A 14,524-nucleotide genomic window follows, 5' to 3' on the forward strand; every position below is an offset into this window, starting at 1 on the left:
CGAAACACCGAATTGTGAAGACAGAAGTTGCTCCCGTTCACGCAATTTGAATTATAAATTATTTTGTACTTAAAAACTAAAGGTAGTGCGAATGGCGCCGATAAAAATATCTTTGTAGCTGGAAATGTTTTCGGGGTCGGTGACGATAAAAAAGCCGGGAGTGATGGCTATATTATCACTAACTAAATAACGATAAAAAACTTCGTAATGCATGGAAGTGCTTTTATCTTCTGTAATTAATCTACCAGAATATAATTTTGGGGGTTGACCGACTAACAAGGCTAATAAATCACCTTTTCTGCCAAAGGGGTCATATAATCCTAAAGAAAATTGGTAGGTGCTACTACTAGCAGAAGCGTTTGATTTGAGGGAATCTGTTGTTATTAAACCTCCCCAAGCGCCAAATATTATTTGGTCTGTTAATTGCCATTTGACGCTACCATTAATAGCATTAATTTGCGCTGGTTCGTTAAATCCGTCGGATGTATCCGCATTAATACTGCCCGTGCCTGTGTCTAATTGCCCATTGCTAGCATAGGCGTTTACATAACCTAACCCAGCGATTAGGGAAGGCGTTGGCTTGTATAAAAGTTGCACTCCCAAGGCGCTATGATCTGAGGCAAATATTCCCTGACTGCTATTATTGCTATCTCTGGTACCATAGGCAAATTGTAAGCGCAGTTGATTGGAAACTAACCAGTCAAAGCCTACGCCTGCATCAAGACTACCGATTTTGAAGATGGGTGTGTAACCGGCAAATTGGGAGATTGCACCCTGACCTGCATCGGCGTAGGGGGTGTTGACGCTGAGTACGCTGCTTAAACTAAAGCCTACTGGTTTGAAGGTAAAAACAATGCGATCGCCTAGGGTCGCAAATCGATATTCTACAGAATCTACTTTTACTTGATTATCATAATTTGCTTGCCAGGAAAGTCTAGCCATGCTGGTGTTAAATGATGCCGGATTTGCGAAGCCATCACCAGCGGTATTACCTGTGACTAAGCCAACTCGCAATCTGTCTTTTCCGGTAAACGATGATACAAGCTGTAATTGTGTCAGGTGACTGAGAATTGTGTTGGCTTCTCCGTTTCCTGGGGGGGAACCGCCAAAACCTGTTGTGAGTCCAAAGATTACTTGTCCTCCCAAACGCACTGTGGTGGAAAATTGTTGTGCTTCTAAGTTAGCAGTACGAGCTTCTAATTTATCTATTCGACTGCGTAAATTGGCAATTTCTGGTGCAAATTCTGTTTGCAGTTTTTGGATAGTTTCTAAGTCGGTTTTGCTGACTTGTGCTGATGCACCGGCTGCAATTAATTCATTAATTTTATCTAGTGCTGCATTTAAACCTGCGGCAAATTCATAACGAGTTAATGCCCGATTCCCTTTAAATGTACCATCTGTATAACCAGCAATTACACCGTAACGTTCTACTAAAGATTGTAAGGCGGCAAATGCCCAATCACTGGGTTGGACATCAGATAATTGTGAGACTGATGTCACTCTTTCTGTGTCTGTTTTTTGAGCTAATTGGTCACATGTTATATCTGTACATGTGTCTGCTTCTGCTAATGCTGGTGCTGTTAAACATAATAGTGCTGCGCCTGATAGAAGCAATAAATCTTTTTTAACGGTGATCATTGGGACTGGGGACTGGGGACTGAGATTTTCCTGTGATTAAATAATATGTGAAAAAATTAGGGAGGGTTTGGAGTTTGTGTTGGGGAATTAGACCGCAAATAAGCTGCTGGTATATCTGTATTATTAATGCGTTGCTGGTTGCTGACTCTGATAGATGGACCTGGACGAGGATTCAACCTACTAGATTCACCATCGAGTGCTTCGGTGACGAAGTTTTTCGCAAATCCCGCAAATCTTTTGGCTTGATTTCTCAATGCTGCTAAAGTTTCCATCCGTACGGCGTTGATTGTTTCTTGTACTGGGGGAGACTCTTGAGCAACTATAGTTTCTTGTCTAGGTCCTAGTCCAGCAGTGAGGGAAATGAGTTTATAAACTCCTTGTAAGTCGAATTCCTGGACGGTTCCCACGACGCCATTTTTGACTGCGACTGTCTGACCTCCTTGTAAAGCCACGGTTTTTTTCCCGTTTTGGTCTGATATTTTGATGTCACCATCGGTAAGGGCAAAAACTTGGGTGGTATTGTTGGTTGTATTATGAGTAATTAAGACTGCACTAGCTTTCTGTGCGGGGATAAATAGTTTTTCGCTGCTATTTTGACTTAATTTGCTGCTTTTAGTCGCCACTAAGTTGGTAGTTGGGGATGAGATGGTGGCGGGACGTGGTGCTAAGATACTAATTTGACTTTCTGGTGTGGCAATTTCGGTAGCAACACTACCAGGGGGACTTAAAATTAAAGCTGTCCCATTTTCTAGTTTAAATATTGTTTCTAGCAGGGCAATGCGATTTGGTAGTTGAAAGCGACGTAACCCTGGTTCAAATCGAAAGGTGCTACTTTGATCTACGCGAATGAGAGATTTATCGTTGAAGAATAATTGAGCTTCAGAACTAACGCCTGTTCTGACTGCATCTCGTGGTTGGATGATATCTTTTTGTTTTGCTGGTCGTTGAGTTTGGTTTTGTAGCAGCAGTTCGACCATCTTGATTAGTTTGTAGACTTCTGCACTGGTTAGTTGCTGGTCTGGTGCTGCCAGTACTGGAGCTATCCAATATACTGTTAGTAGACTGCTAACAATTAAGGTTTGAGTTAGTGACTTGATGTGGGATTTGATCACAGTTTTACCTTAAATTTTTTCATTTTATTGGACTTGATTTTATATTAGTATATAGGTGAATTGATTTATTTGTTTGTGGTTGCGCTACTCTACGGGAAAGCTGCACTAATAGCGCTCCCTTGATCAAGAGTGCTATTAGCGCAACTACGAACAACGGCGCCGAAATATAGTTAAGGATGAAGTCTGAGGAGAGTACGCACAGCCTGTTCTATATCGTCTTGTTTAACTAAAGATTCGCCGATGAGGACTGCATCTGTACCAAACTCAGCTACCTGGGATAAATCAGTGGGTGTATATAATCCAGATTCACTGACGACCATAACGCCTAAGTTTTGTAATTGCGATCGCCTGGCTGTGAGCAGTCTGTCAGTGGTGTTGATATCGATGGTGAAATCTTCGAGATTGCGATTGTTGATTGCGACTAGGCGTAGGTCATCTAGCTTGAGCGCTCGATCTAGTTCTGCTAGGGTATGCACTTCGACTAGGGCATTCATGCCTAAATAGTGTATCACGCGCATGAAGTCTTGGAGTTCGCGATCTGATAGAATGGCTGCAATCAGTAGGATGGCATCTGCTCCGGCTGACCTTGCTAAATAAATTTGGCATGGGTCAATGATAAAATCTTTGCATAGTAGGGGCAATGCTACTCTCTGGCGGATAATTCGCAATTGGTCAAAACCGCCCTGATAGAATGTTGCTTCTGTGAAGACGGATATGCAAGTTGCGCCGCTACGCTCATAAGCTTTGGCGATCGCTAGGGGGTCAAAGTCTGCACGGATGATGCCATAATTTGGTGATGCTTTCTGGACTTCTGCAATCAGTCTGGGTCGATGAGAACTCTGCTGTAAGGCGGTGAAGAAGTCTCGTACACTCGGAACTGCAGTTAATTGGCGTTGCAAAGAAGCTAAAGACATCTCTTGGTGTAATTGTGCGACTTCTTGTTTTTTCTGCCACATAATCTCTTTAAGAATAGGTTGCAGATGGGTATTAGTATTCGTAATTGGGTAAATCATAAGCTATAGCAGGGGACTGGGGACTGGGGACACTTCGGCAAGCTCAGTGCATCGCTGGGGACTGGGTTACAAGTCTGATTGTGTCTAGGTTTTATCATCAGTTAATGTCCTAAGCACTTTGGCGGTTGCTATACTAGGAAGGGATAAATGGGATGACTAAGAAAGTAGAAATATGAGGTCTTCAGCATAAAAATCCGCAGTAATTATCAATTTACCATTCGCCATTCGCAATTCATTTTTAATTAATGGGTTTAATCCCCCTATCCGCTAAATTTTGAATTTTGAATTATGAATTATTTCAGCCGAATACCTTCATTCTCAATTGCTTGCTGGATTTTCACTTATAGGTAGGAATCGAATTTGAGGTAAAATTGTCTAAAGTATCGCTATTTTTGGGATTTTGCTCGCTCCTTTCAACTAGGCAGTTGTTTTTGAGTAATCTGATGTAGGTGCGGTAGGGTATGTAATCTATAGGGTTATAGCCTGCAAACCGGAGAATTAAGACACAGGCCCAGGAATACTTTCCAGCAATAATTGCTTTGACGATTTGTTCAATTTGTTCTGTATTAATTTTTTTACCTAGTGGTGGATTACTAGCAGTGATTTTTTGATTCATGAATGATATTACCCCCTGTTAACTAAAACCAGCAGATTTACTCCTTAGTTTTTGACAAAACCCAGGTTTTTATTGATATTTTGGGTTGCTATTGAAAATAGGGGTGAGTTTAAGCAGTCAGATTTTTCTCTGCTTAAAGTATATTTGGGACTCTAACCCTATTCGTATACAGTTAATCAAGCCTGAATTTTCAGGCTTTGTACTTTAGTCTTTGGCAAGCTACATAGAGCCACTCCCTTCTAGAGTTTGGGCTTTATGAATCATCTTTACAGAGAATTGATATTCAACCTGCCACTACAAATGAACTGTGTTATAGAAGCTGCTTCTTCGTTAAGCCTACTCAATTTTCCGGAATGGATGTGAGCAGAATTTTTTGATAGACTTATCTATTTTTTCGGTCTTGAAATTTTCAGCTATTGCAAAGCAGCAATGTGTTCATCAATACATCAATTTTTAAGCTTTTTTATATCTTTGGATAGATGACTAAAGTATCAACATCTAATTTGTGCATAAAAAAGTATTCCTTCTGACAGATGACTTAAAGGATTATTATATAGTTAAATCCCTGAGAGAGTAAAATAAGAGAAGTGAAATTTATGAAGAAGAATTTGCCTGTTTACGCAAAAAGTCCCTGGGCAAATCGGTCTAAACTGGAATTGACAAAACGATAATATTGTGGAGCAAGAATTAAATAGTACATTTAGGCAGAAATCTAGTAGGGGTGTCAGGACTGACCCTCCGAATTTTGGATTTTGGATACTTCTCTACGAGAGGCTACGCCAACGACTTAAGAGCGGGACGCTGCGCGTAGCTTGCTTCCACGTAGTGGTACGCTCAGTACAAGTTTTGGATTTTAGATTTTTTGGGAAGCAAGACCCCATCTGTCTGTAAAAATCTAAAAGACGCTCCTACGTCGCTTTACGCTACGCTATGCCGTAGGCTTTACTGGAGTAGGTCGTCATTTGTCATGGAACAGAATATTGAGACAGAGAGTCAATGACAATTAGTAGATTTTACCAAGCTATGAAACCTCCATCAACTCAATCTTTCAAAATGCTATGTGCCATTTATCTCTGGTGAATGAACAATAATTATAGCGTTTCTCGCCCTAGTGAGGTACATCGGTAAGGGCACGGCACTGCCGTGCCCCTACATCGCGTGATACAATTTTGTACCTCATCTGAATAGGAAGTGCTATATGCTCTTCGTAATTTGTAATGGGCTACGCTCAGGTAATTATCCTGAAGCGGAACACCATACCTCTATAGGTAGTCCCCTTAAGGGTCGGGTATACATCCATCCTGAATGTAATTACGAATTAGGAATTGTTCATATATTTTTGAATATTTTACCCATCCCATAAGGGGTTACACCCCGCTTTACTGATGACTATTGGATGATATTAAAATTGTCTTAATGCTGGAATTTTTCTTGGCTTTAATCGGCTATTTAATTTGATATCCAAGAGATAGATTGACTTTCAGTAACAAACATGAAAAATTGTTATTAACAAAAATAAAGTAAGTAGTCTTGATGAATTGCGTACACCAGAACCCATGAGAAAGGACTAGGAACTATGATGGCAAGATTTGGATTTTAGAAAAATGTGATGATCAGCTTATTTATGGATATAGTGCCGACGGTTTCACAGGAGCGAGTAGGGATATGAATTGTGGCGAGTATACGTTAGTTCAATCCAACTCTCAATTGGCGCTACAGCCAGCAGCAGAGTTGAATTTTGCTGATTTCCTGATCAATCAGGTTGTAGATGCTGCTTTTTGTGTGGGAGCAAACGCGCAATTTCTATATGTTAATGATGCAACGAGCCGCATGACTGAGTATTCCCGTGAGGAATTACTTTCCATGTCACTGAATGATATAGATATAGATTTTTCGCTACATGATTGGTTAGAGAAGTGGCGCTGCTGTGCTTCTAAGCTGCAATCACAGCCTTCTTTCATCTTTAAATCTCGCTATCGAACTAAGAGAAGTCGGATATTTTGGGTGGAAGTAACTATCACTTATGTAAAACACCAAGGTAGGGATTTTGGCTATGTTTTTGCGCGGGAAAAGAGTGATGAAGTAGTAGATTTGAGCCTCCAAAAGTCGATTAATGAATTAAAGGATAGTAATGAGATTTTACAGCAAGAAATTACGGCGTTGAAACGGAAGGAAATCAAACTAGAAACATCCCTTTCTTTGCTACGTTCTCACATTGATATCAGTGATACAAAACAAACAGCATCGGAGATTCTTTACGCTTTAACACAAGCAAAGCAACTGAGTGAAATCAGAGTGCAATTTGTGTCTATGCTCTGCCATCAATTCCGTACACCGCTGAATGTAGTTTCATTTTCTAATAGCTTACTCAAGCGTCATATCAACGAATGGACAGGGGAAAAAATCCGCACATTACTGGATCGCATTCAAATATCTGTGGAACATATCAGCCATTTATTGGATGATCTTTTATTTTTCACTAAGGCTGAAGCTGCAAAACTAAATTTTCAGCCAAAACCGCTGGATTTGGTGAGTTTTTGCAACGAGTTAGTGACCCAAATACAGATTAGCAGTAGTCAGCACCGAATCAATTTTGTCACCCAAGGTAACTGTGGTAGGGTTTGTATGGATGAAAAATTGTTGGAGCCTATGTTGAAGAACTTGCTAGAAAATGCAATTAACTATTCCCCAAACTACAGTCCAGTTGATATGAAACTCTCTTGTCGGAAGCAGAAAGTAATTTTCGAGATCCAAGATACCGGAATTGGGATTCCGGTAGCAGATCAACAACGATTATTTGAACCATTTTATCGGGGTAGTAATCATAATATTCACGGTACTGGACTAGGGTTATCGATTGTCAAAACCCTTGTGGATTTACAAGGTGGTCAAATCACCGTGGAAAGTGAAGTTGATATAGGCACTATTGTTACTGTCATATTGCCAGTTTCCAGTTCAACTGTAACCCCATAACTCTTGTACAGATGACAATGATCTACGAATCGGCGAAAAAAATTCTCGTGGTTGAAGATGATGCTGTTACCCGCAATCTCTTCTTAGACTGTCTTGAGGCTGAAGGCTTTGAGACGATAAGTGCCCAAAACGGTCTGATTGGTATCCAAAAAGCACAGGAGTATTTACCCGATTTAGTGATTTGCGATATTCTGATGCCAGATATAGATGGTTATAGTGTTCTGACTCATTTACGTCAAGATCCGATTACGGCAATTATTCCCTTTATTTTTCTGACTGGTAGCGATACTAAGGCAGATGTTCGCAAAGGTATGGAATTGGGAGCTGATGACTATCTTACCAAACCCTCAACAGTAGAGGAATTGCTCAGAGCGATCGCGATCCGATTTGAAAAACAATCTCTTCTGAGATACTGGTACGCTACTAACTCTCATCAAGTCTCACCAACATTACCCGTCACGTCTGATTCAATTTTTCCATTGGTTCCCCAACTCAAAGATGTTTTCGACTTCATCGAAGCTCATTATCACAAAGGGATTACTTTGTCTGATGTGGCTGAAGCTGTGGGTTATTCACCTGCTTATTTAACACATAAAGTGGCACAACAAACAGGAGATACTGTTAACGGTTGGATTCTCAAACGCCGCATGGCTGCTGCGCGTCCTTTATTGATAAATACTAACCAAACAATTGAGCAGGTAGCTAGATCACTTGGCTATCAAAATGCTTGTCATTTCTCTCGCCATTTTCGTGAACAGCACGGTTTACCTCCCAAAACTTGGAGAAAACAGCACCAAATCTTGGAGACTTCCACAAACACGAAGCTACAACTGGTCAAAACTGGTGAGATAGAGAGGAACTACTTACCTTTAAATTGCGGTTGATTTTGGTCAAGGGTCAAGGGTTAAGGGTCAAGGGTCAAGTTTCATCCTTCCTTTTGCTTGGTCAACTTTTGCAACCATAATTGCACACCCAAAGCCAACAAACCAATAGCTACGACTCCAAATATCCCTGTTCCTAAAGCTGTGACACCCAGAACTAGGGTACGAACAGCAGAGGTAATTCTGATGACTAATACATTCTCTGAATGGATGGGTTTGTTAGCAAAATTTGTGGCGATCGCAATCATGAGAGAATACAGTGCATATCCTACTCCTCCCGACGTTATCGCCCCAATTACAGCACGTAACGGAGTTGCTGATTGTGGAGTTAAATTTTGGTCACTCATTTTTTCTTCGTGTTTTGGTGTTAAACTGACGACGCTACCTGAATCCCATGTGTAATCATCCGCGTCACAAACAATTCTAAATCTTCGTCAGGAATTGTCTGTCTGACATACTGCTTCACTGCTTCTGCTTGCTGTTGAGTTTCACATAAAGCAAACACCGAAGGACCAGAACCAGACATCATTGCTGCTAAAACGCCTTGCTGATTTGCAAACAATTCCCGCAGTTGCAAAACTTGGGGATATTCTGGTAAGACCACGCGCTCTAAATCATTGTGCAATTTATGGGCGATTTCTTTGGTGTCTTTTTTGAGGATAGCTTGAACCATCGAACCTGAATGGACTGCGTTAGCACGAGCTGCTAAACTTGCGGTATCTCTAATATAGGTACTACCGAACTGCTGACGATAGGTTTTATATGCCCAAGCGGTAGAAACTTCCAAGCTGCGATATTTTGCCAATACTATATATATTTGATCCAAACCTGGTAGGGGAGAAAGTTGTTCACCTCTACCTGTCGCGATTACGGTTCCACCGGCGACGCAAAACGGTACATCTGAACCGAGTGTAGCTCCCAATTCTTCTAATTCTGACTGAGTTAGTCCTAAATCCCATAATAAATCTATCCCCACCAACACCGCTGCTGCATTGGTGGAACCTCCAGCCAACCCAGCCGCTACGGGAATGTGCTTCTTAATGGTAATATCTAAACCGCCATATTTGCTAAAGGCGTCGGGAAATTGGGTCGCCATCAATTCGGCTACTCGGTATACCAAATTAGTTTTATCTGTCGGTACTTGCGGGTGGTCGCAGTAGACGCGGATATTGTCTGTGCTAGCAGCACGCAAATCTATTTGGTCAGCCAGCTCAATACTTTGCAGTATCATTGCTAACTCGTGAAACCCATCAGGACGATTACCAATGATTTCGAGATATAGGTTGATTTTAGCAGGGGCGGTGAGGGTGTAGGAACGCATTTTCAAGAGACGGGGACTAGGAGAGTGGGAGAGATTCTAACTTTTAACTTCTAACTGATTTGCTAGAGTTATCCATTGATTGACGCTGAGGTCTTCAGCGCGGGAGAGGGGATTTATATTTAATTGTTCCAGTAATTGGGACAGGCGATCGCGTTCTATTACTGGTTGTAAATTATTTCGTAACATTTTGCGTTTGGCGCCGAACCCCAGCTTAATTAAATTCTCGAATTTTCGTGTATCGAGTGCGGGTGTTTCGATTTGTCGGGGACGTAACCGGACGACTGCGGAATCGACTTTTGGCGGTGGATAAAATGCACTTGCTGGGACTGGACAAATCAACTCACATTCAGCCAAATATTGTACCCGCACACTTAAAGCTCCAAAAATTTTTGACCCTGGTTTAGCATACAACCTTTCTGCGACTTCTTTTTGCACGAGTAACACAATTAAATCAAATGGGTGGGGATTAGGATTAGCGATAGTACCCAAAAGCTTTTCGATGATTGGACCTGTGATATTGTAGGGGATATTAGCAACCACTTTATTGGGATTGTGGAAATTGGGGAATGGGGTTAAATTTGCTGCTAAATCCAACATGAGAAAATCACCTTGTAACAGGAGAAAATTTTCCTTTTTACCGAGTTGCTTAACTAATAATTGACATAAATCGCGGTCTATTTCCACGGCGACCAAAGATTGTACCAAAGGTAGTAATCGCCGTGTGAGGATACCGGTACCAGGACCGATTTCCAGGATGCGATCGCTTGACGTACACCCTCCCGCCTGGACGATAGCGTCGAGAGCCTTTTCACTTTTGAGCCAATGTTGAGCAAAGACCCTGCGCGGTTGTACCATCTATTCCTCCCTCTCTGTATGCGTTTCAGCTTTTACAAAAAAATCCATTTCTTACTTTTTTCTTACTTTAGGTTGTCGGTTTTTTAGCGATTTTGTCGGTTTTTATCTTGACTTAAAGTAATTTATATGGTAGAGATAGTTGTTGCCATAGCATGACATCTGTGCTATCATCTTGCTTATGATACTGTCATTCAAAGACAAAGGCACTGAAGATATTTTTGATGGGAACGATTCAAAAGACGCTCGAAAAACGTGCCCCGTCAATCTTTGGAATGTCGCTCAAAGGAAACTAGACCAACTAAATGCAGCAATTTCTTTGGATGATATGAAAGTACCACCGGGTAATAGATTGGAAGCGTTAAAGGGTGAGAAAAAAGGGCAGTATAGTATTCGGATTAATGCTCAATATCGCATGTGCTTTGTGTGGACAGCAACAGGAGCTTCTGAGGTTGAAATCGTCGATTATCATGATTGAGGTATATTGTAATGAGAGTACCTAAATATCGTCCTCCCACACATCCAGGAGAAATTTTACTGCAAGATTTTCTCGAACCTTTGGCGATATCATCAGAGGAACTAGCAAAAAGCATTCACGTTTCCTATGAGCTGATCAATGAACTGGTAAATAGACAGCGTGGAGTCACACCAAGTACTGCTTTACGGTTAGCAAAGTTCTTTGGAAATAGCCCTGAGTTTTGGTTAAACCTGCAACAAAATTGGGAACTATACCACGTCTTGAAAGAAGAAAAAGAAGACCTGAATGCCATACTAACTTTTGGGAATATTATGTAGTAGGACTTACGCACTGTACAAATTTGGCATGGTATGCTTTTACCAAAATACGTTGTTTCAGGCTTTGATTAATTATTACTTTGATGGTAAACACACCCGCGTTTTCGGGGTTTAGCAATGCTAAACCCCTACGACATCTCCGGTTTTTTGGAGCCACATATTTTGTGTTTTTTGTCATAATTAATAAACAAACAAATTCAGTCAATGGATTGCCAATCCAAGGCGGTGATAAACCGGGACAGATGACCTACGTTAGTTGTCGCAACTACCACCTGTGTCGTCTCATCACAGAGAATACGGGCTTGAGCAGAGAGAATAACATCCCCATCTAATGCTTTAGCATCCGCAGTGGGTTGTCCAGTTTGCCGAGCTTCTGCCCACAGTCTAGCCGCTAGCAACATTGTATCTGTCTGGATGGAAATATATTCGAGGGTTTGCTTCAAATTGTCAAGTCGGCGCAAACTTTGTAATAAACCAGCGCGAAGAAGCTCACGGCGCACTTCATAATCTGCAATTTCGGGAATAGCAACCCTTTCTCCTCGTTTCAGGAGAGATTTGAGCCACAGTTGACAGTCTTGGGGAATACCTTTAGCTTTGGGATTCGTTACCATCCCCAGTGGACCTGAATCTAACAAAATCAAACGACTCATGGGAATAAGAGACGATCCGACAACCGATCTTCATCAAGAGCAGGTTTCAAAAATTCCCAAGCCCGCTGATGTTCTGACGCATCTTCATTGTCGCCAAGCCAAGAGTCTAAAAGGTCGATCGCTGCTTGATTTTTCCGTGCTTGTTCGACATTGACAACAGATGGAGCATCTGATGGAATTTTCTGCCGAAACTGACGCAAGGTATCGAGTAAATCTGGCCAATACTCTCTAGGAGTCGCCTGAATTTCAGCAAGCAGCAATTCAAGAGACGTTGCTCTTGAGCTAGAACGGTCTGCCATATATGAAGGTTACTGCGCTTAGATTATAGTCCAATACAGTTCAGTTAGCCTCGAATGATATACACTGTAGGGGCACGGCATCCACAATTTTTTCTTCTAACGACAATTTTATTCGTGCCGTGCCCCTACGACAATTTTCCTTAACTGAACTGTATTGGATTATAGTCTAATTTTAACGCAGTGTTGGGTTACGCGATCGCCTTCACGCAATAACCACAGTACCGGGAGGCGCAAGGCCTTGCGCCCCAAACACATGGTCTATTTACCTGAAAATCCCTGTAAATTAAAATTTCCCCATTGGTAAACAAACCGAAGACTTGTCCGGCTCAATTATCAACCTTCTGCTTCCCAATCTTCAAATTGTAACCCATTGACCCGACTAAATTCACTCGTATTGTGCGTAACTAATATTAAATTATGTGTCAGGGTAATTGATGCAATTTGCAAATCATAAGGGCCAATAGGCGTACCTAAATTTGCCAATTCAGCACGAATTCTCCCAAATATTGTAGCTGCTGCATCATCAAAAGGCAGAGAAACAAAATTATTCAGAAAACTTGACTGTAAAGCTAACGTGCGTTGAGGGTTATTGCTTTTTCTCGCACCATAAAATAGTTCAGCTTTCACAACAGAACAAACAGCAATATCCTGGGGTCGTAAAGACTCTAAGTGTCGCCGTACACCAGAAATTGGACGATTTAGATAAACAATGCAAGCATTGGTATCTAATAAATAAATCACTCTAACGACTCCCGTACTTCATATTCTCCTTGGGGATATCTTACCAGAGGATCATCTTGCAGACACCCTGCCGTCTGCTCAAAAAAACCAGCAGGCCAGCCTAATTCTTCCGGTGTTTTTGCCGATGATTGCACTTCAATGTAACCTTTGTCAAGATATTTCCCTGCTGCAAATACCTTGAGAGCATCAAGAATTACTTCCGCAGCAGTTGCATACTTACCACTTTCAATCTGACTTTGAATAAACTGCTCAAGCTCTGGAGTTAAAGACAAATTCATAGGTTAAAACCCTTGTATAAAAGCACGTTTTTGTTCCCACCACTCATCTGTAACTTGTAATTGCTTCTCCACTTTTAATGAGCAGTAACTATTATAACCTAATAACCCAAGTTGCTAGTTATAAATTTAGGGGAATTTTGTAGCCCGTAGGGTGCGTCAGAATGGTTAATTTTCAACCAAGATGACTAATTTTCGGCTTCTGACGCACCCTACTTGCTCTAACTAGCAACTTACGTTAATACCAATTCAAAAAATCTTTGCAACACATCGATAATCTGTAGGGGCGCAAGGCCTTGCGCCCCTACCCTATCTGTCCCATTCTTTAGTATGGGTTGACTTATCTACTTGCAAACCTGTCTAAAAAATTGATTTTCACAGCCAAGTTAACTATATCTCGACCAGATTTGTTGTCTTTAATCTCAGCATTATTCAGAGCGACAATATAGGGTTGTTGACCAATCCAAGCAATTAATGGCCCTCCAGAAGAACCGCCTGCGGTAGCGCAATTATGCAGCAATACCCCTGACTCTTCGCCCACAATGCTACAATTCTCTTCATAGCTTGCAGTCCATCCCCTACCGGCGGTGAGGTGTTCATAATATTTCTTTTTGGGATTGGGAAAATCACCAGAGTAGCCCACAAAGGTTAGTGTTTTGGGGTTCTTAATCAGAGTAGAAGAACGCAAGGATTTCCAGCCTAAGTGACCATACTTGCGACCAAGAGGCTGATTGATTCTCATCAGCGCCCAGTCATTGACTTGATTTGTCAGACTATCGCCTGTAAAATCTGTACCATAAACTACCTGTTCTGCAAAAACGATATCTGTTTCATCTTGAACAACACCATTAATCACATTGGGTAGAAATAAGATTTCTTTGCTCAATCGATGAGTTTTTGGGTCAATCACACAATGAGCATTTGTTAAAACTATATCATCATCAATTAAAGTTCCCGTACAGTAATAACCCTGATTATTAGTCTTTGTACCTTGGACTCGACCAATACTAGACCAAGGATATTTTCTGCTAGTCATGGGGATGCGATCATCTTTACCAGTGGGGATTCCGCGAGTGGTTTCATCAGCTTCTCTCGACTGATTGAGGTCAGCAGGCTTAGAAGGACTACCATTTGCAGGTAGCTTGAATTTATCCGCATCTTGGAATTTGGTGAATGTTGGCGATTTACTTTGTGTTGGTAGTGTTGGGACTTGTGCTTGTACAGATATCCAACCACCGCAGGCGATGGTAGTGATAATTGTCGCTATAAATAGAGCGAAAAATTGTTTGTAAATTGGCTTTTTAGACATTGATATAACTCCTTTGTTGGGTAATTTGGAATTGCACTTTAATGAGTAA

General features: G+C 41.3%; 16 protein-coding genes. 4 read left to right on the forward strand and 12 right to left on the reverse strand.

Annotation, left to right across the window (positions count from 1 at the left end; translation table 11 throughout):
* Positions 1–69: 69 nt before the first annotated feature.
* The 4 genes from HEQ19_26090 to HEQ19_26105 form a co-directional block, all read right to left on the reverse strand.
* Complete coding sequence (locus HEQ19_26090; GenBank protein WYM02431.1) at positions 70–1,638, reverse strand: iron uptake porin; 1,569 nt, start codon at positions 1,636–1,638, stop codon at positions 70–72.
* Positions 1,639–1,694: 56 nt separating this feature from the next.
* Positions 1,695–2,750, reverse strand: coding sequence for a hypothetical protein (locus HEQ19_26095; protein ID WZI67026.1), 1,056 nt, complete (start codon positions 2,748–2,750; stop codon positions 1,695–1,697).
* Positions 2,751–2,920: 170 nt separating this feature from the next.
* On the reverse strand, positions 2,921–3,763 hold the full coding sequence (gene trpC, locus HEQ19_26100; GenBank protein ID WYM02432.1) for an indole-3-glycerol phosphate synthase TrpC: 843 nt from the start codon (positions 3,761–3,763) through the stop codon (positions 2,921–2,923).
* A gap of 337 nt (positions 3,764–4,100) precedes the next feature.
* Complete coding sequence (locus HEQ19_26105) at positions 4,101–4,379, reverse strand: HetP family heterocyst commitment protein (protein WYM02433.1); 279 nt, start codon at positions 4,377–4,379, stop codon at positions 4,101–4,103.
* Positions 4,380–6,044: 1,665 nt separating this feature from the next.
* Between HEQ19_26105 and HEQ19_26110 the strand changes: the two genes are divergently transcribed.
* Positions 6,045–7,352, forward strand: coding sequence for an ATP-binding protein (locus HEQ19_26110; GenBank protein ID WYM02434.1), 1,308 nt, complete (start codon positions 6,045–6,047; stop codon positions 7,350–7,352).
* A 17-nt stretch (positions 7,353–7,369) separates the two neighbouring features.
* Complete coding sequence (locus HEQ19_26115; protein ID WYM02435.1) at positions 7,370–8,236, forward strand: response regulator; 867 nt, start codon at positions 7,370–7,372, stop codon at positions 8,234–8,236.
* Positions 8,237–8,277: 41 nt separating this feature from the next.
* Here the strand turns inward: HEQ19_26115 and HEQ19_26120 are convergent, their stop codons facing one another.
* Genes HEQ19_26120 through rsmA form a run of 3 tightly spaced genes read right to left on the reverse strand, consistent with a single transcriptional unit; the run spans position 8,278 to position 10,409 of the window.
* A complete protein-coding gene (locus HEQ19_26120; protein WYM02436.1) occupies positions 8,278–8,580 on the reverse strand; it encodes a DUF3082 domain-containing protein in 303 nt (100 codons plus the stop codon).
* Between the two features lie 20 nt (positions 8,581–8,600).
* The gene (gene ispE / locus HEQ19_26125) at positions 8,601–9,554 is read right to left on the reverse strand and encodes a 4-(cytidine 5'-diphospho)-2-C-methyl-D-erythritol kinase (protein WYM02437.1); all 954 of its coding nucleotides are present in this window, start codon (positions 9,552–9,554) and stop codon (positions 8,601–8,603) included.
* Between the two features lie 36 nt (positions 9,555–9,590).
* Positions 9,591–10,409 carry a 16S rRNA (adenine(1518)-N(6)/adenine(1519)-N(6))-dimethyltransferase RsmA gene (gene rsmA / locus HEQ19_26130; protein ID WYM02438.1) on the reverse strand — a complete coding sequence of 273 codons (819 nt, stop codon included), beginning with the start codon at positions 10,407–10,409 and terminating at the stop codon, positions 9,591–9,593.
* A 178-nt stretch (positions 10,410–10,587) separates the two neighbouring features.
* On the opposite strand from rsmA, the gene HEQ19_26135 reads away from it, so the two are divergent.
* Positions 10,588–10,884 (forward strand): type II toxin-antitoxin system RelE/ParE family toxin, encoded by a 297-nt coding sequence (locus tag HEQ19_26135; GenBank protein WYM02439.1) that lies wholly within the window; start codon positions 10,588–10,590, stop codon positions 10,882–10,884.
* An 11-nt stretch (positions 10,885–10,895) separates the two neighbouring features.
* On the forward strand, positions 10,896–11,201 hold the full coding sequence (locus tag HEQ19_26140; protein WYM02440.1) for a HigA family addiction module antitoxin: 306 nt from the start codon (positions 10,896–10,898) through the stop codon (positions 11,199–11,201).
* Positions 11,202–11,398: 197 nt separating this feature from the next.
* Here the strand turns inward: HEQ19_26140 and HEQ19_26145 are convergent, their stop codons facing one another.
* The 5 genes from HEQ19_26145 to HEQ19_26165 form a co-directional block, all read right to left on the reverse strand.
* Positions 11,399–11,851, reverse strand: a complete 453-nt coding sequence (locus HEQ19_26145; protein ID WYM02441.1) for a hypothetical protein — start codon at positions 11,849–11,851, stop codon at positions 11,399–11,401.
* Positions 11,848–12,150, reverse strand: a complete 303-nt coding sequence (locus HEQ19_26150; GenBank protein ID WYM03633.2) for a hypothetical protein — start codon at positions 12,148–12,150, stop codon at positions 11,848–11,850. The genes HEQ19_26145 and HEQ19_26150 overlap by 4 nt, the downstream gene beginning before the upstream one ends.
* 333 nt (positions 12,151–12,483) lie before the next feature.
* A complete protein-coding gene (locus HEQ19_26155; protein ID WYM02442.1) occupies positions 12,484–12,891 on the reverse strand; it encodes a type II toxin-antitoxin system VapC family toxin in 408 nt (135 codons plus the stop codon).
* Positions 12,888–13,169 carry a type II toxin-antitoxin system ParD family antitoxin gene (locus tag HEQ19_31380; GenBank protein ID WZI67027.1) on the reverse strand — a complete coding sequence of 94 codons (282 nt, stop codon included), beginning with the start codon at positions 13,167–13,169 and terminating at the stop codon, positions 12,888–12,890. Before HEQ19_31380 ends, HEQ19_26155 begins: the two co-directional genes overlap by 4 nt.
* 337 nt (positions 13,170–13,506) lie before the next feature.
* Positions 13,507–14,475: a trypsin-like serine protease gene (locus tag HEQ19_26165; GenBank protein WYM02443.1), complete on the reverse strand. Its 969-nt coding sequence runs from the start codon at positions 14,473–14,475 to the stop codon at positions 13,507–13,509.
* Positions 14,476–14,524 lie beyond the last annotated feature (49 nt).

The sequence above is a fragment of the Gloeotrichia echinulata CP02 genome (assembly GCA_038087035.1).
Taxonomy (GTDB): Bacteria; Cyanobacteriota; Cyanobacteriia; order Cyanobacteriales; family Nostocaceae; genus Gloeotrichia; species Gloeotrichia echinulata.